General features: G+C 56.5%; 16 protein-coding genes and 1 tRNA gene. 8 read left to right on the top strand and 9 right to left on the bottom strand.

The window, feature by feature from the left end; all coding sequences use genetic code 11:
• Positions 1-195: 195 nt before the first annotated feature.
• Together ITX55_RS15925 and rsuA are read right to left on the bottom strand one after the other, a co-directional pair.
• Complete coding sequence (locus ITX55_RS15925) at positions 196-1,392, bottom strand: Bcr/CflA family multidrug efflux MFS transporter (protein WP_108681580.1); 1,197 nt, start codon at positions 1,390-1,392, stop codon at positions 196-198.
• Positions 1,393-1,433: 41 nt separating this feature from the next.
• Positions 1,434-2,147 carry a 16S rRNA pseudouridine(516) synthase RsuA gene (gene rsuA / locus ITX55_RS15920; protein ID WP_033652527.1) on the bottom strand — a complete coding sequence of 238 codons (714 nt, stop codon included), beginning with the start codon at positions 2,145-2,147 and terminating at the stop codon, positions 1,434-1,436.
• A gap of 316 nt (positions 2,148-2,463) precedes the next feature.
• Here rsuA and ITX55_RS15915 point away from each other — a divergent pair, with 316 nt between their 5' ends.
• Both ITX55_RS15915 and rplY read left to right on the top strand, forming a co-directional pair.
• Positions 2,464-4,221 carry a DEAD/DEAH box helicase gene (locus ITX55_RS15915; RefSeq protein ID WP_108681582.1) on the top strand — a complete coding sequence of 586 codons (1,758 nt, stop codon included), beginning with the start codon at positions 2,464-2,466 and terminating at the stop codon, positions 4,219-4,221.
• A 162-nt stretch (positions 4,222-4,383) separates the two neighbouring features.
• Entirely contained in the window at positions 4,384-4,668 is a 285-nt protein-coding gene (rplY, locus tag ITX55_RS15910) for a 50S ribosomal protein L25 (protein WP_004935776.1), read from the top strand.
• 84 nt (positions 4,669-4,752) lie between these two features.
• Here the strand turns inward: rplY and yejK are convergent, their stop codons facing one another.
• Positions 4,753-5,760 carry a nucleoid-associated protein YejK gene (gene yejK, locus ITX55_RS15905; protein ID WP_042785067.1) on the bottom strand — a complete coding sequence of 336 codons (1,008 nt, stop codon included), beginning with the start codon at positions 5,758-5,760 and terminating at the stop codon, positions 4,753-4,755.
• 211 nt (positions 5,761-5,971) lie between these two features.
• Between yejK and ITX55_RS15900 the strand changes: the two genes are divergently transcribed.
• The 3 genes from ITX55_RS15900 (at position 5,972) to ITX55_RS15890 (ending at position 8,145) form a co-directional block, all read left to right on the top strand.
• Positions 5,972-6,199, top strand: a complete 228-nt coding sequence (locus ITX55_RS15900; protein ID WP_004935782.1) for a YejL family protein — start codon at positions 5,972-5,974, stop codon at positions 6,197-6,199.
• Positions 6,200-6,208: 9 nt separating this feature from the next.
• Positions 6,209-7,990 (top strand): LPS biosynthesis-modulating metalloenzyme YejM, encoded by a 1,782-nt coding sequence (gene yejM / locus ITX55_RS15895; RefSeq protein WP_033652524.1) that lies wholly within the window; start codon positions 6,209-6,211, stop codon positions 7,988-7,990.
• Between the two features lie 78 nt (positions 7,991-8,068).
• Positions 8,069-8,145 (top strand) — tRNA-Pro (locus ITX55_RS15890).
• Between the two features lie 138 nt (positions 8,146-8,283).
• Here ITX55_RS15890 and maiA read toward each other — a convergent pair.
• Genes maiA through ITX55_RS15870 form a run of 4 tightly spaced genes read right to left on the bottom strand, consistent with a single transcriptional unit; the run spans position 8,284 to position 12,072 of the window.
• The gene (gene maiA, locus ITX55_RS15885; RefSeq protein ID WP_033643826.1) at positions 8,284-8,928 is read right to left on the bottom strand and encodes a maleylacetoacetate isomerase; all 645 of its coding nucleotides are present in this window, start codon (positions 8,926-8,928) and stop codon (positions 8,284-8,286) included.
• Between the two features lie 20 nt (positions 8,929-8,948).
• Positions 8,949-9,650, bottom strand: coding sequence for a fumarylacetoacetate hydrolase family protein (locus ITX55_RS15880; RefSeq protein ID WP_033652522.1), 702 nt, complete (start codon positions 9,648-9,650; stop codon positions 8,949-8,951).
• Positions 9,651-9,665: 15 nt separating this feature from the next.
• A complete protein-coding gene (gene gtdA, locus ITX55_RS15875; RefSeq protein ID WP_042785069.1) occupies positions 9,666-10,703 on the bottom strand; it encodes a gentisate 1,2-dioxygenase in 1,038 nt (345 codons plus the stop codon).
• 19 nt (positions 10,704-10,722) lie between these two features.
• Positions 10,723-12,072, bottom strand: a complete 1,350-nt coding sequence (locus tag ITX55_RS15870) for an aromatic acid/H+ symport family MFS transporter (protein WP_223085208.1) — start codon at positions 12,070-12,072, stop codon at positions 10,723-10,725.
• A 125-nt stretch (positions 12,073-12,197) separates the two neighbouring features.
• Here ITX55_RS15870 and ITX55_RS15865 point away from each other — a divergent pair, with 125 nt between their 5' ends.
• The 3 genes from ITX55_RS15865 to ITX55_RS15855 all read left to right on the top strand — a co-directional run bounded on the left by ITX55_RS15865 (position 12,198) and on the right by ITX55_RS15855 (position 14,911).
• Positions 12,198-13,109 (top strand): LysR family transcriptional regulator, encoded by a 912-nt coding sequence (locus ITX55_RS15865; RefSeq protein WP_108681587.1) that lies wholly within the window; start codon positions 12,198-12,200, stop codon positions 13,107-13,109.
• A gap of 390 nt (positions 13,110-13,499) precedes the next feature.
• Positions 13,500-14,162 carry a VUT family protein gene (locus ITX55_RS15860; RefSeq protein WP_108681589.1) on the top strand — a complete coding sequence of 221 codons (663 nt, stop codon included), beginning with the start codon at positions 13,500-13,502 and terminating at the stop codon, positions 14,160-14,162.
• A 17-nt stretch (positions 14,163-14,179) separates the two neighbouring features.
• Positions 14,180-14,911, top strand: coding sequence for a metallophosphoesterase (locus tag ITX55_RS15855; protein WP_223085206.1), 732 nt, complete (start codon positions 14,180-14,182; stop codon positions 14,909-14,911).
• Here ITX55_RS15855 and ITX55_RS15850 read toward each other — a convergent pair.
• Together ITX55_RS15850 and ITX55_RS15845 are read right to left on the bottom strand one after the other, a co-directional pair.
• On the bottom strand, positions 14,904-15,392 hold the full coding sequence (locus tag ITX55_RS15850; RefSeq protein ID WP_108681593.1) for a hypothetical protein: 489 nt from the start codon (positions 15,390-15,392) through the stop codon (positions 14,904-14,906). The two genes, ITX55_RS15855 and ITX55_RS15850, sit on opposite strands and share 8 nt — an antisense overlap.
• Positions 15,393-16,046 carry a helix-turn-helix domain-containing protein gene (locus ITX55_RS15845; protein ID WP_108681595.1) on the bottom strand — a complete coding sequence of 218 codons (654 nt, stop codon included), beginning with the start codon at positions 16,044-16,046 and terminating at the stop codon, positions 15,393-15,395. It abuts the gene before it with no gap.
• Positions 16,047-16,786: the final 740 nt, after the last annotated feature.

Here is a 16,786-nt window from a genome sequence, read left to right as displayed (position 1 = left end):
ACGCCGCGCATACCGGAGGATATCGGGCAGCTCAGCGACGGTATTTTTTAACAAAAAGCACACAGAAGGGTAAATGCCCCATTGATTAGCAGGCATATGTTTAGCAACAAAATTTTCATTGCCGGTTGCACCACAAACTGGCAAGGCGAAACCCTGTGACGGCTCGGGACAACCTCGCCCCGAACCTGGAGAACGTCAGGCTGCGCGATCGCGCGGCCGGCTGGCGTACAGATAGAACAACACCGCCACAATGCTGCACAGCGCCATCGAGGTGACCATCGGCCAGGCGCTCTTGCCCGGCGCCATCGACAGAAGCGCGCCCACCAGCGCGCCGATGCTGAAGCGCAACGTGCCGGCCAGGGAAGACGCGGTGCCCGCCATATGCGGAAAATCATCCAGGATCACCGCCATGGCGTTGGAGGAGATCATCGCGATGCACCCCAGATAGACCGCTACGCCGATCACCAGCGCCCAGAAGCCCAGCCCGACGGCGCTCACCGCCAGCAGCCACAGCCCCATCGCCAGCTGCACCAGCAGCCCCAGTTTGAACATCTTGACCGCGCCGAATCGCCGCACATTGCGGCTGTTGATCAGCGTCGTCAGGAACAGGAAGACGATATTCAGCGCAAAGTAGTAACCGAAGTGCTGCGGCGAAACCTGGTTCAGTTCGATGTAGACGAACGGCCCGGCGCTGAGGAACGAGAACATGCCGGCGAACGAGAAGGCGCTGGCCAGCATGTAGCTCAGCACTCGCTTGTGGCGGAACAGCGAACCGAAATTGCCCAGCGTAGTGCGCAGGTGGAACCGCTGTCGCCGCTCTTTCGGCAACGTCTCCTTGATGAACAAGGCCACCAGCAGTGAACCGATCAGCGCCGCGGCGCCCATGGTCCAGAAGATGGCATGCCAGTTGAACCACAGCAGCAGCGCCCCGCCGATCATCGGCGCCAGCAGCGGCGCGATGGTCATCACCAGAATGACGAACGACATCATGCGCGAGAACTCGTCCTTGGTGAACATGTCGCGCATCAAGGCGTTGATCACCACGCTGGCGGCGGCGGCGGCCAGTCCGTGTAAGAAACGCAATCCGATCAGCTGATCGATCGACTGCGCCATGGCGCAGGCGCAACCGGCGATGGCGAAGATCAGCGTTCCCCACAGAATCACCGGTTTGCGGCCGATGCTGTCCGACATCGGCCCATAGAACAGCTGCCCGAAGGCGAAGCCGAGCATATAGGCGCTGAGCGTCATCTGCACGCTGCCGGACTCGACGCCAAACTGGGCGGCGATCACCGGCATGCTGGGCAGGTACATGTCGATGGCCAGCGGCATCAGCATGGACAGCAGGCCCAGAATGAAAATCAAACCGAGATGAGAGGTTCGGTTCTGTTGCACGTTCCACGACTCCTTAATCGGCCGCAATCAATGATCGGTTATCAGTCCTGCAGGTGCGGCGCGCCCACGCTGGCGATCTCTTCTTCGGTCAGTGGGCGATATTCGCCCGGCGCAAGATCGTCATCCAGCACGATGGCGCCGATGCGCTCACGGTGCAATTCGATCACCCGATTGCCGACCGCAGCGAACATCCGCTTCACCTGGTGGTAGCGCCCTTCGCTGATGGTCAGGCGCACCACATGCTCGTCAACCTGCTCCAGCGTCGCCGGCCGCGTCAGATCTTTCTCGTTGTGCAGTTGCACCCCTGCGGCGAAACGCTGCGCGGTGTCTTCCGCCAGCGGGTGCTCCAGCGTCACCAGATAGGTTTTCTCGCAGTGGTGGCGCGGCGAGGTGACGCGGTGCGACCACTGGCCGTCGTCGGTCATCAGCACCAGCCCGGTGGTGTCGATATCCAGCCGCCCGGCGGCGTGCAGTTTGTACGCGACCGGTTCATCGAGGAAGTACAGCACCGTCGGATGATCGGGATCGTCGGTGGAGCAGACGTAACCCTGCGGCTTGTTGAGCATGAAATAGCGCGGGCCGTTCTGCTGCTGCAGCGGATTGCCGTCGAACGCCACCTCTTGTTCCGGGGTCAGTTTGACAGCCCCGCTCTTCACCACCTCACCGTCTACGGTGACGCGTTTAGCCCGAAGTTCGCGCGCGACCAGCGCACGGCTGATGCCTAACTGCTGAGATAAAAACTTGTCCAATCGCATGGGATCTGCTTTGCCTGTCGTTGTTATGATCGCATTGATCGTATTGCCAAAATATGACGCCCGCCGTTGCACCGGGTGCAAATGGCAGGCTCAGGGGGGAAATCGCGTGGGGGCACAGCGATTGCTGTCACACGAGTATAGCGGCACAACGCGCTGCCCGACAGGGGTAATTTTCACGCTTCTCGCACCGCGCGCGCTCAGAAGGCATAATATAGACATTTCTCGGTCGCCCGGGGCGTAAAATGTCAGCGTTTCTGTGGCAACAGCGCTGACAAACCTAACCCCCGCGGCCCATTCCAACCTACGGCGTTCATTTATGGCCTTTACCCTACGCCCCTACCAACTGGAAGCGGTCGAAGCCACCATCAACCATTTCCGGCGGCATCCCGAGCCGGCGCTGATCGTGCTGCCGACCGGCGCCGGCAAAAGCCTGGTGATCGCCGAGCTGGCGAAACGCGCCCGTGGGCGAGTGCTGGTGTTGGCGCACGTCAAGGAACTGGTGGCGCAAAACCACGCCAAATACTGCGCCTACGGCCTGGAGGCGGACATCTTCGCCGCCGGGTTGCAACAAAAAGAGAGCGCAGGCAAGGTGGTGTTCGGCAGCGTGCAGTCGGTGGCGCGCAACCTGCCGCTGTTCGACGGCGCCTTTTCGCTGCTGATCGTCGATGAATGCCATCGCATCAGCGACGACGACGACAGCCAGTACCAGCAAATCATCCAGCACCTGCAGAAAACCAACCCGCAATTGCGGCTGCTGGGGCTGACCGCCACGCCGTACAGGCTGGGCAAAGGCTGGATTTATCAGTACCACTACCACGGTTTCACCCGCGGCGACGGCGCCAGTCTGTTTCGCGACTGCATCTATGAGCTGCCGCTGCGCTACATGATTAAACACGGTTTTCTGGTGCCGCCGGAGCGGCTGGATATGCCGATCGTGCAATACGACTTCAGCCGTCTGGAGGCCAGGAGCAACGGCCTGTTCAGCGAAGCGGACCTGAACCGTGAGCTGAAACGGCAAAACCGCGTCACGCCGCACATCATCAGCCAGATTGTGGAGTACGCCGACGATCGCAAAGGCGTGATGATCTTCGCCGCCACCGTCGAGCACGCCCGCGAGATCCACGGCCTGCTGCCGAACGGCGAGGCCGCGCTGGTCAGCGCCGAAACGCCGCCCGCCGAGCGAGATGCGCTCATCGAGGCGTTCAAACAGCAGCATCTGCGCTATCTGGTCAACGTGGCGGTGTTAACCACCGGCTTCGACGCGCCGCACGTCGATCTGATCGCTATCCTGCGCCCCACCGAGTCCGTCAGCCTGTATCAGCAGATCGTCGGGCGCGGGCTGCGTTTGGCGCCCGACAAAAAGGATTGCCTGATCCTCGACTACGCCGGCAACCCGCACGATCTGTTTACGCCGGAGGTCGGCGTCAGCAAACCGCACGGCGACAGCCAGCCGGTGCAGGTGTTCTGCCCGGCCTGCGGTTTCGCCAACCTGTTCTGGGGCAAGTGCACCGAAAACGGCGACATCATCGAACACTACGGCCGCCGCTGCCAGGGCTGGCTGGAGGACGACGACGGCCACCGCGAACAGTGCGATTACCGCTTCCGGTTCAAGAGCTGCCCGCACTGCGGCGCGGAGAACGACATCGCCGCACGCCGCTGCCATCAGTGTCAGGAGGTGTTGGTCGATCCCGACGACATGCTGAAGGCGGCGCTGAAGCTGAAAGACGCGCTGGTGCTGCGCTGCGGCGGCATGGAGTTGCAAAGCGGCCGCGACGACAAGGGCGAATGGCTGAAGGCCATCTATTACGACGAGGACGGCACCAGCACCAGCGAGCGCTTCCGCCTGCAGACGCCGGCGCAGCGCAAAGCGTTCGAGATGCTGTTCCTGCGCCCGCACCAGCGCGCGCCGGGCGTGCCGTTCGCCTGGCACACCGCCGCCGACGTGCTGGCGCAACAGCAAGCGCTGCGCCATCCGGATTTCGTGGTGGCACGCAAGCGCGGGCAGTTTTGGCAGGTGCGTGAGAAAGTGTTCGATTATCAAGGCCGTTTCCGCCGTGCCAATCAGTTGGCCTGAGCGAACGGCCCCCAATCTGGGCAGGTTTTCGTTGCCCTGCGGGCGGCTTTCCGTTAAAATGCCGCGCGCTTTACCTGGGCCTGCCCAGCGTTAAAGCGGAATTCCGAACTTGCTACTTGGGTCGCCTGTAGCAGGGTAAATTTTCTTTTAAGAGAAAAAACAATGTTCACTATCAATGCAGAAGTACGTAAAGACCAGGGTAAAGGTGCGAGCCGCCGCCTGCGTGCAGCAAACAAATTCCCAGCTATCGTTTACGGTGGCAAAGAAGCTGCAGTTTCCATCGAATTGGATCATGATTCTGTCAAGAACATGGAAGCTAAACCAGAATTCTACAGCGAAGCAGTAACTCTGGTTATCGACGGTAAAGAAACCAAAGTTAAGGTTCAGGCTGTACAGCGTCACCCGTTCAAGCCAAAACTGGCTCACATCGACTTCGTTCGCGTTTAATCGCTACGTTTTCGAACCTTTCGGGACGCCGAAATAAAGAACGCCGCAATTGCGGCGTTTTTTATTGTCTGCGATTCGGCAAGCTTACTTGCCGCTGCCGGTCCGGCGCTGCAGCTGATCGCGCAGGTTCGGCGGCGTGCCTCTGATGGTCAGCGTGTCGGTGGCCGCATCCCAGAAAATGCGCTCGCCGAGCAGCATGGCGTCGAAGTTCAGACTGATACCGCCGCCGCTGCCGGCGAATTTGGTCAGCTGGCGCAGCGTGCCGCGATCCGCCGGGAAGCTGTCTTCCAGCTGATAGCCTTGCTCGCTGGAGAACTGCATAAAGTCTTTCTCACCGACCGGCGACAGCTCCTGCGACAGCGCCTGCAGTTCGATCTCTTCACCCGCCTGCAGCTGTTCGTTGCAGTAGCTGTACACCTGCTGGCGCACCGACTGGCGCTCATTCTTGTCCAGCTGCGCGTCGGCGCAGTAGTCATCCACCGCCTGCAGCAGCCCGCGGTTTTGCGCCTTGGTGTCCAACCCTTCGGACGCCGCCAGGAAATCCATGAAGAAGTCGGCGACCTTACGGCCCACGCGCCCGCGCAGGAAGGTCAGATAGCGGGTCGATTCCGGGTTGGTTTCCCACTCGGTCAGATCGATGCGCGCAACGATATCGGCGTTGTTGATGTCCAGATAGTGCGTAGTGTTGATATCCAGCTCTTCGTTGACGCGCATGCTGTTACGGCTGTTCAGCACCGCGATCAGCAGGTACTCGACCGCCAGATAACGGTATTGACCGAACAGCACCACGCCGCCTTCGGCGAATGGATACTTCGCCAGTTCGTCGCGCAGACGGCCGGTCGCCGCGCGGCTGAAGGCCAGAAAGTCCTTATCGTCCTTGCGGCAGGTGCGCAGCGCTTCCGCCAGCTCGCTGCCCTCGTTGAACAAGCCCAGGGCCTTGCTCTTGGCGCTGTAGACGCGATGCAGTTCCGCCATCATTTCTTCCACCGCCGCGTTGGTGGGAAGCAAGGAATCGCGCAGCACCACGTCCAGCGTTTGCTCGTCGCGTTTCACCAACTGGTGCAGAGCGATCTGGTCGATATCCAGACTCATGGTAAATCCTCCTGTTCTTTAGGCGCGTATTCAAACACTGAAGGCCCCGCCCTGCAATACTAAAAAACCGCGGCAAACCGGAAAGGCGCAGCGGTGAGCGGCCCCGTCGCGGGCGAACCCTTTACCGAATGACAGGAAGTGATAAAAGAGCGGAAAATCACTGTCCTATACGGTAAGATAGGGCACTTTGCAGATTACTAAGCGCAATTTTATGCCACAATCATCCCGTTACAGTGACGAACACGTTGAACAACTGCTCTCAGAGCTGGTCAATGTTCTGGAAAAACACCATACCCCCACCGATCTTTCCCTGATGGTGCTGGGCAATATGGTCACTAATTTGATCAACACCAGCGTTGCCCCCGCGCAGCGGAAAACCCTGGCGAGATCGTTCGCGGAAGCCCTGCAGGCTTCTGTCCGTGAAGATAAAGCGCATTAATATTTATTTATGGTGACAAACCGTCAGCGTTATCGTGAAAAAGTCTCCCAGATGATCAGCTGGGGGCACTGGTTCGCCTTATTCAACATCCTGCTCGCCCTTGGGCTGGGCAGCCGCTACCTGTTTGTCACCGACTGGCCCGCTTCCCTGCTGGGCCGGGTCTATGCCTTGGTCAGCCTGCTGGGGCATTTCAGCTTTATCGTATTCGCCGGCTATTTGCTGGTGATCTTCCCGCTCACCTTCGTGGTGATGTCGCAGCGGCTGCTGCGATTTATTTCCGCCGCGCTGGCCACCGCCGGGCTCACGCTGTTGCTGGTCGACAGCGAGGTGTTCTCCCATTTCCACCTGCACCTCAATCCGGTGGTGTGGGATCTGGTGGTCAACCCGGATCAAAGCGAGCTGTCGCGCGACTGGCAGCTGATGTTTATCTGCGTGCCGGTGATCTTCCTGGTGGAGATGCTGTTCGGCACCTGGAGCTGGCAGAAGCTGCGCAGCCTGAACCGCCGCCGTTTCGGCAAGCCGCTGGCGGCGCTGTTCATCAGCGCCTTTTTCGCCTCGCACCTGATTTACATCTGGGCCGACGCCAACTTCTATCGCCCGATCACCATGCAGCGGGCCAACCTGCCGCTCTCGTACCCGATGACCGCGCGCAAGTTCCTCGAAAAACACGGCCTGCTCGATCAGCAGGAATATGAACGCCGCCTGGTGCAACAGGGCAATCCGGAAGCGGTGGCGGTGGAGTACCCGCTCAGCGATCTCAGCTACGGCGATAAAGGCAGCGGCTATAACCTGCTGATGATCGTGGTGGACGGCATTCGCGCCAAAGACGTGGCGCAGGACATGCCGACGCTGACGCGTTTCGCCCAGGAAAACGTGCGCTTCAGCGATCACTACAGCTCGGGCAACCACGCCGACACCGGGCTGTTCGGCCTGTTCTACGGCATTTCCCCGACCTATCTGGACAGCGTGCTCGCCGGCCGCAAGCCGTCGGCGCTGATCAACGCGCTCGGCGAGCAGGGTTACCAACTGGGGCTGTTCTCGTCCGACGGCTTCAACGCCAGCCTGTACCGTCAGGCCCTGTTGACCGACTTCTCGCTGCCGACGCCGGCGCCGCAAAGCGACGCGCAAACCACGCAGCAATGGCAACGTTGGCTGACGGATCAGGGCGACAAAGAGCCGTGGTTCTCCTATATCAACTTCAGCGGCGCCGAGCCGGCCGAAGGCGCTAAAACTCCGGCGCCGGCCGATTTTATCCAACGCTATCGCACCGGCGCTCAGGACGTGGACGCCCAGATAGCCCAGGTGCTGGATACCCTGAAACAGCGCGGCCTGCTGGATAAAACCGTGGTGGTGATCACCGCCGAGCACGGCGTCGAGTTCAACGACAGCGGCAAAGGCCAATGGGGCGCCGGCACCGCCTTCAACCAGGCGCAGCTGCAGGTGCCGCTGGTGATCCACTGGCCGGGCACGCCGGCGCAGACCATCAACAAGCTGACCGGCCATAACGACGTGATGCGTACCTTGATGCAACGGCTGCTGCACGTGAAAACCGCGCCGAAAGACTATTCGCAAGGCGAAGATCTGTTTACCGCCCAGCGCCGCAACAACTGGATCGCCACCGGCGATGGCAATCAGCTGGTGATCACCACGCCGACGCAGACGCTGATGCTGGACAACAGCGGCAACTATCGCGTCTACGATCAGAACGGCGATGAAATAAAAGACGAGAAACCGCAGCTTGCTCTGCTGTTGCAGGTGCTGACCGATGTAAAACGCTTTATCGCCAACTAACTGCTTAAAACTAAAGCAATCAAGTGGTAAGGCGCTTGCATAAACATCGAGAATCGGTAGTATGATTTTTCATAGCGTCGGCATGTAGCGCAGCCTGGTAGCGCACCGTCATGGGGTGTCGGGGGTCGGAGGTTCGAATCCTCTCATGCCGACCAAATTCAAGAAAACCTGCTGTAACAGCAGGTTTTTTTTCGTCTGTACGTGAGAGGATGAGAGCGCAGACGCTGCCCCCCTGCCTCCCCCAACGATCATTGCGCGCCTCGCTTTCGCGACGGCCTTTCTCTTTACCAGGCTCAGGCTGAGATTTTGTCTTGTTGGTTTTCGGGCGCTGCGGCGATGAACGCCGGTAGCTGAGTACAGGCGTCGTAAATCGCTTTACAGCGCGGGTACCCGCTCAGATCGCACCCCATCCGCAGGGCATTCGCCCACTGAGGGATCAGACAGCAATCTGCCAACGTCGGGCTGTCGCCAACGCAGAAGGGCCCTGGCGGCCTCTGGAGCAACAGCTGTTCCACGGCGCTCAGCCCTTGCCGGATCCAGTGCGCATACCAGCGTTTTTTCTCTTCCTCACTCACCTTCAGCTCTTCACTCAGGTAGCGTAACACCCGTAGGTTATTGACCGGGTGAATATCGCAAGCGATGACATAAACGATTTCCAGTACCCGGCTGCGCGCCGGATCGGCCGTCGGCAACAGCGGCGACTGGGGGAAATGGCGATCCAGCCAGTCGGTAATCGCCAGCGACTGGCTGAGAGACTCGCCGTCGTCCGTGAGCAGCGTCGGCACCAGCCCGACCGGGTTCATACGCCGATAAGCCAGCTCATTCTGCTGCCCGATGCGAATATTGACGCCCACCGTCTGGTAATGGATACCTTTCAGCGCCAGCGCAATGCGCACGCGGTAGGACGCAGAGCTATTAAAAAAACTGTACAGCTTCATCATTCACCTCAGAATCAGCCTCAGACAATCTTCACGGCGATAGGGGTAAGCCCCTCTACATTCCCGGTAATCACATCGCCTTTCACCACCGCCCCCACCCCTTCCGGCGTGCCGGTAAAAATCAGATCGCCGGGCTGCAGCTCAAAAAAGCCGGACAGATAGCTGATGGTTTCATTCACCGACCAGATCAGATGACGGATGTCGCTGCGCTGACGATCGCTGCCATTGACCTGCAGCCAGATAGGCGCATGGTTGACGTCTGCGCTGTCGCCGGCTTTATGCAGTGGCGCGATGGGCGCAGAGAGATCGAACGACTTACCGATTTCCCATGGGCGCCCCATTTGACGCATGTCCATCTGCCGATCGCGGCGGGTCATATCCAGGCCCGTGGCATATCCCCAGATATATTCATGCGCGTTTTCCAACGGAATATCGCTCCCCCGTTTACCAATCGCCACCACCAGTTCGATTTCGTAGTGATAGTTGTCCGTTTGCGCCGGATACGGCAGCGCCAGCGTTTCGCCGGCCGCCACCGGCACCACCGCATCGGCAGGCTTGCAGAAGAAGAACGGCGGCTCACGATCCGGATCAAAGCCCATTTCGCGAGCATGGGCGGCATAGTTGCGCCCGACGCAGTAGACACGGTGCACGGGGAACTGTTTATCACTCCCCACGACAGGAACAGTCACGGGGGCTGGCGGTGCAAATACGTATTGCGTCATTTTGTCTCTCCCAAATTAATAACGTGCTTCACGGAACAGCCCCAGGGCTTCCTGAACCGGCCGGTCCGAAAAACTGAATAACACGGTGTCTTCATGCGCCTGAAACGACACGTCGAACCAGGTCGGCGCCACAAAGATATCTTTTGCCGAAAAGTGAAGGGTTTCGTTGCCGATGCTGACCTGGCCGCGCCCTTCCACCACGTGGTAGAGGGTGCTGTCCGTGGTGCGCGCTTTTCGTGAGGAAAAGCCTTTCGGCAACAGTTGCAGGAAGGCGCCCATCGAGGGCATGGGATAGCCGCCGGTCACCGGATTGACATAGCGCATCTTGTAGCCGTCCCACTCGTCGGCGTCCCCCATGCGGGTGAGGTCGTACAGCGTTTCGCGGCTGCGATCGTAGCGGTAGTTGAAAATGGGCGATGAGTTGCCTTTCTGATGGCGCAGCGGCAGCATATTGGCCGCATAACGCGGTAAATAGTCCCCCTCCCGGCGCGTCACGGGCTGCTGTTCTTGCGGATAGTCTTCCGCGAAACCGCAGCCCAGCAGATTCACCAGCGGCAAATCCAGCCCGTCCAGCCATACCACCGGCTCAGCGCCGGGATTGCCGTGATCGTGCCAGCGCCACTGCGGCGTCAAAATGAAGTCGCCTTCATGCATTTGCGTTCGTTCGCCGTCAACGGCGGTAAACGCCCCTTTCCCTTCGACGATAAAACGCAACGCGGACTGATTATGGCGATGGCTCGGCGCAATTTCGCCCGGCATGATCAACTGCAATCCGGCGTACAGCGTCGGGGTGATGGCGGCTTGTCCGCGCAACATCGGGTTTTCCAGCACCAGCACGCGGCGCACTGCTTCTTTGGTGCCAATCAACTCGCCGCTGGCCAGCAGGTGCGGGCGAATCTCCTGATAGTTCCAGTAAGCCGGGGCGCAGTTTGCATTCGGCGTTGACGGTACCAGATGGTGCAGCGACTCCCACAACGGGGTCAGGTTCTGCCCGGAAATCTGCCGGTAAAACTGCTGGCGGCTGGGGTTAACATCCTGATGGCGTTCAGGCATAGGGATTCTCCTTTTTCATTCACGACGCTGCGCGAGGCAACGTGTCAGGGGCTGGGGCAGACAGACGAACGACAGCCGTCAACAGCATTAACATCACCGTACTGAGCGCCGCCGGAAGGGCAATAATGAAAAATAGCGTATCGAATGAGAAATTTATCGCCATCATCACGCCGCCGGAAAGCGAGCCGACAATCGCGCCGCAGCGGCCAATGGCATTGGACCAGCTGACGCCCGTCGCCCGGCTTTGCGTCGGATAGAGCGTGGCGGTCAAAGCATTCAGCCCGACCTGCGACCCGCTGATGCCGATGCCGGTGCCGAAGATGGCCAGCGCCATTTGCCACAGGCCTTTCTCGCTCAGGCCAATCATGACAATACACACCGCGCCCAAAGCGTAGCTCACCGCCAACACCCGGAAGGGATTGCATTTGTCCATCAACACGCCCAGCCCCAGCGCGCCCACCGTGCCGCCTATCTGGAAAGCGGCGGTCACCCAGGAGGCATGCCGCAGATCAATACCGCGGTGGTTAAGCAGCGTCGGCATCCAGCTGGAGAGCAGGTAGATGATCAGCATGCTCATGAAAAAAACCGCCCAGAGCATGAGGGTGATGCGCAACTGGCGGCCGGCGAACAGCGGGCTGATGCTGCCTTTGGCCGACGTGGCGGCTTCGTTCAGATAAAAATGGGCCTCTTCATCGCACTCGCCAGTCATGGCGCTGACCGTTTTGGCAATCACCTTTTGCGGCAGTTGGCGGCGAACCTGCCAGCGCGGGGATTCCGGCAGGGCAAACAGCAGCGCCGCAAAGAGCATCAACGGCAAGACGCCGCCGAGCACCAAAATGCCGGACCACCCCACCCTCGGCACCAGTTGGGCGCTGACGATCCCGCCCAGGGCCGAACCGAGCGTGAAACCGCAGAACATCAGCGTGACCAGCGCGCCACGGCGGCGAGCGGGCAGATATTCAGAGGTCATCGTGATGGTGTTCGGCATCGCGCCCCCCAACCCCAGGCCGGTGAGAAAACGCAAGACGACCAGCGTTTGCAGATCGGGGGAGAAGGCCGAAATCAGGCTCAGCGCGCCAAACAGCGCCACGCAAAGTTCGATGACGCGCTTGCGGCCAAAGCGGTCAGAGAGCGGACCGCAAAGCAGCGCGCCCGCCGTCAACCCCAGCAGCCCCGCGCCAAACAGCGGCGCCAGCTCACCGGCGGACAGCTGCCACTGGGCACGGATGTCGGGCGCGATGAAACCAATGGCGGCGGTGTCAAAACCATCTAGCATCACCACCAAAAAGCAGCAGAGAATGACGCGCCACTGCGTCTTGCCGATAGGAGCTGCGTCGATCAGTGCTTGTAAATCACGCCGTTGAGTCATAGTGAGCGCCTCGGAGCAGGTAGGGAGATGTCTGTGTTGTTTTAGGTATGTTACGAATTTGTATCTTTAGCGATAAAATGTACAATGGCTTTTCGGGCGGAGACATAACCAGAGGGTTATAACAAATGGCGAACTGGGCGCAGAAATTGAAGCTGCACCATCTGCAAATGTTGGTGGCATTGGGTGAACAGGGAAATCTGACCCACGTTGCGCGGATGATGAACATCTCCCAACCCGCTCTGTCAAAATGGCTGTCGCAGCTCGAAGATGAGATGGGGCTCACGCTCTTTGAGCGGCATAGCAAAGGGCTGCGCCCCTCCGAGGGGGGGAAATTGCTGATTCAGCATGCGCAGCGTTTGATCAATGATCTGGAGCGTTCGCAGTCTGAAATCGCCCGCTTTAAGCAAGGCGGGCTGGTGGGAAGCCTGAAAATCGGCTGCTCGCCGGTGGCGACCGACTGCGTTTCGCAGGCCATATTGAGCCTGCTGCAGGAAATGCCGACGCTGCATCTCAATATTGAGGAAAAGGTGATGACCCCCCTGCTGCACGATCTGCTCGCGGGCGCGGTGGATGTCGTCGTGGGCCGCGTCGGGGGGCGGGCGCTGCAACTGCCGCTCAACTATCAAGTGCTCTACACCGAACCGGTATGCTTCGTTGCCCGCCCTCACCATCCGCTGGCAAAATCCGCCTCCCTCACCTGGCACGATCTCACCCACTGGCGCTGGATAGTCTGGCCGACCGGCACGCCAATCCGCCTCAGCATCGATAATGCGTTGGCAGATAACGGCGTGATGCTGCCTGAAAACACGGTTGAATCGGCATCGATGAACGTCAGCACCAACCTGCTGCAAAGCAGCGACATGATCTCCATTCTTTCACTACGGCTGGCGCAGCGTTATGCCAGCCAGGGGCAACTGGCGATCCTGAACCTGCCGAAGATTGAGCAGAAAGGCAGCGTGGGCGTCTTCTGGCGCAACAGCGAGCCGCCTTTTGCCGCACTGAGCCGCTTTTTGCAGCTGCTGACGCAGGCCAGATAAAAACCGGCCCTCGCCCCGGTTGTGGCTACCCTTAAATTCCGTAACAACCTGCGCAGCGGCTTTTCAGGGCCGCGGTTCGCTGTGCCCTTCGTTCTTGATTGACACTGCGTGAACCAGGCAATATATTCATTAGCAATATTAATGGATTAGGGTAAAATCCTCTCTTCCCGCCGAACAGGCCATCAGCATTCTCCGCAAAACTTGGCGTGGCTCTCTCGCCAGCCGGGCACGCAGGGGGGAAGGCGTTGTTGTCTTGCTTGAATAAAGAGGCATGATGGCCATGTGACATTATTCGCGTCTCATTACGCGACTCGCGGGTTGCGTAATTTGCGCGTTAAATAAGTATGGATAATTAATAACAGAAGAACACGGACTAAATAAGGAGTAAAAATGCAAGGAAATCTCAAGCTCTATGGCCTTTTTGTTGGCCTGACGGTGACCATTATGATCACCTGCGATACGTTGGTTTATAAGGTCTTTGATATCCATAGTTTTAAAATAACGGCAAGCGGCATTGTATTCTCCTTGTGTTTCTTGATATCAACATTGCTGACTGAGGTTTACGGCTATAAATTGTCGGTAAGAGCAATATGGATCATGGTGTTCTGCCAAAGCTTATATGTCATAATACTTAATCTCTCAGCCGTTATTCAGCCAGAAAATAATGATATCGCCACGCACTATTATTCTTTATACCATGAATTTTGGCGAGTCATGATAGGCACCTGGGTGTCCGTTCCGGTCGCTTATTTCGTCAATGGTTTTATTATTTCAAAGATGAAGATTATTTTCTCAGGCAAATACTTCTTTATCCGATATATTGTTGGATCCATGTCTACACAGGCCGCCCTGTTGCTGACAGCCTATCCGATCAGTCTTTCAGGAAAATATACCTTTATAGAGTTGGTTAACATCATAAGCACGACGTGGTCTTATAAAGTTGTCGTCTCTATTGTATTGCTACCGCTCGCTATCGCCTTAGTCGAGTGGGTGAAGAAGATAGAAAACACCGATCACTATGATTGGGGCACTTCATACAATCCATTTAAGTAATATCAACAGGGTATAGCATGAAAGTAATTCAGATTAGTGACATACATATTATGCCTAATGCAAGCGCGCTGGCTTCGAAGCATCTTGCTAATTTCGACAGGGCGATTGACTTCATTAACGCCAATGCCGAAAAAATCAATGCCGACTTAATCATTGTGACGGGTGACATCTCTCATGATGGCGACATCCCCTCTTATGAGCGCTTCTTTGAGATAATGAATCGCACTTCATTACCTTTCTATCTGTTCCCAGGCAACCACGACAACAAAAAAAACCTGGACGATGAAGCCCGTAAACAGGGCGGCAGCTATGATATAAACTCGTTTGAAGATGACGAATGGCGCATGCTCAGCATCGACTCGGTGGTCGATAATGAAGATTTCGGCAGGGTCTCGACGCATTCGCTCGAAACGCTTGAAAAAGCCATAGTCTCGAGCGGCAATAAAAAGATCGCCGTCTTTCTACATCATCACCCAATTCCTGTAGGCACACCCATAGTTGATAGTTGTATGTTAAGCAATGCTGAGGTGCTTTTGAGCCTCTGCCAACGATTAAACGTTAAGTTTATCGGCTCAGGCCATGCACATACGTTATTCCAAAGAAAGCTGGGGGAAACCTTAATCTCTGTTTCCCCGGCGATTTGTTCGCAATGGAAAAACGGCACAAGCGATGTCAGTACCATAGACAATTCGGCTTTCAGCGTGATTACCTTCGATGAGCATATTCACGTCGAACCCTGGTTTATTTAATCAACGTCAGTATTGTTTTTTTAGACCCGTCACTTTTCTTTGCATTTTTCAATGAGGCAGAGAGTGCTCTGCCTTCCTTTACCCCGGCATAAAAGGCTATTTTTGTCGCATCCAAGGACTCGGTTTTGTCAACAAGATCGCGATCCCTTAGAAAATCCGCCCCTGATATTGATATCGAGTCAACGTCATTTTTCAACGTCCACATACAGTTTCGTTTCTCTTCATGAATCGACAGTTTGGCCGAGGCGACTTTTATCTTAGATTCGGTCTCGGCGATAAAAGCGATGTCTTTCGGGTTAACGTGCCTGAGAAAATCGCCCTCAATGAGTTGCCCCCAGCTTTTTTTCACGAAAGTATGGGTGCCAAACTCTTTGAAAAGCCAATATCCATCCGCCGTTCGGATAACGCTACGATCTAACGTGTATAGGTAACTGGGAGAGTATATCTTTCTTAACTTTCTCATTATTTTAAATAAATCCATTTATTTCAGCCTCTTTATCGTTTTCAATAGAACACCGACGATCGCATAATCGCTATAGGACTTCACACTGCTATCTGAATCTAATGAGATGTTTGTAAACAACAAGTCGTCGTCGGAAACAAAAACTCGCCTTAAACATATTGGGTAATTTTTCAGCTTAACCAAGACGATATCGCCATCGCAAAATGGCTCCTTGAGGGAGATCACACAATACGTTCCACGGTCTAATTCAGGCGACAGTGAATTATTCGTTATCTCTACCACAAACAGCGAATCGTCCGTCATGTCATCGACTTCTGTCGTATAGGTATCTGCCGTTCTGATCGTGTTGGCCAAGAAACGCTCTACATCGCTGTAGCTAATGAGCGGAAGCGATCTCACATTGTGTTTATCCTCTCCCGCGGCGCTTAAATCCTTGTCTGTCAGCTCCCCTACTTTTACGCTGAAAAACTCACCAATTGACGCAAGCGTGGCGATCGTGGGATTCCCCACGCCTTTCCTCAGATTATTGATCGTGGCAATACCTATCCCTGTTTCGCTGCTCAACCGACTGGCGTCAATCCCGTGCATACGCATGAGGTAAGTGAGGTTTTCACCAATCATTTTCAATGACATACCATTTTCTTCTGATATTTTAATGTTGTTTAGTTGCATTATAATGTCTTAGCCCTATACTTTAGCGTCATTAAAGTGAATTTAAAAATATTAAACCACTTACAGGGTGTTCATGACAATGACTCAGGGCAAAAGGCATATGAAAAAACAGAAAACTCATTGTAATAAAACGATTTTATTAAAAACCACCGTTCTTGACGAACGCGACTGGCTGCCATTGAAATAATTCAATTTACTTATAAAAACGCTACATTAACTCCGCAGCAATTTAACGCGCAGAAGCCAACCTGGAGAGCAAGACGCATCCCGGTTCAATAATTTTAAAGAAAATGAGATGAATGTTTTATTCAGCGCTCATAGAGCGACTATTGCCTAACACTCGGGATTTTTTCTCCTTCAGAACACGAAGGAACAGCGTCAGGGCCCGTAACGTCGAGTTTCGGCACATACCTGCGTTGATCGATTTTATGCCAAGAACGGCGACCAGAAAGGTGGCGTCGGGCCCCCAACACCAGGGAGCACCCAGCCCGGCGCCACCGCCCTACGTACTGAGTTGTACAGGAGAAAAACACAGGCACCGGGGGGATAATCACGTCCTTTGAAGATTCAACGCGCGAAGCGAGCGGGGAAAATGCAGGCCATCGGCCAGACGTAAGAAAAGGATTCAGCGGCAGGCTTGGCCGCCCGCTGCGCAAGCAAGAATGAACGCCTCATGCAAAATTGCGCCTCCCTCTTGCCAACCCGAGCGCCTCAGGCCAGAATACTGTACATTAAATCAG

Source organism: Serratia sp. EWG9 (genome assembly GCF_019913725.1).
Lineage (GTDB): Bacteria > Pseudomonadota > Gammaproteobacteria > Enterobacterales > Enterobacteriaceae > Serratia > Serratia ureilytica.
Note: the sequence above shows the minus strand (reverse complement) of the source record. Positions and strands in the feature narration are given on the sequence as shown.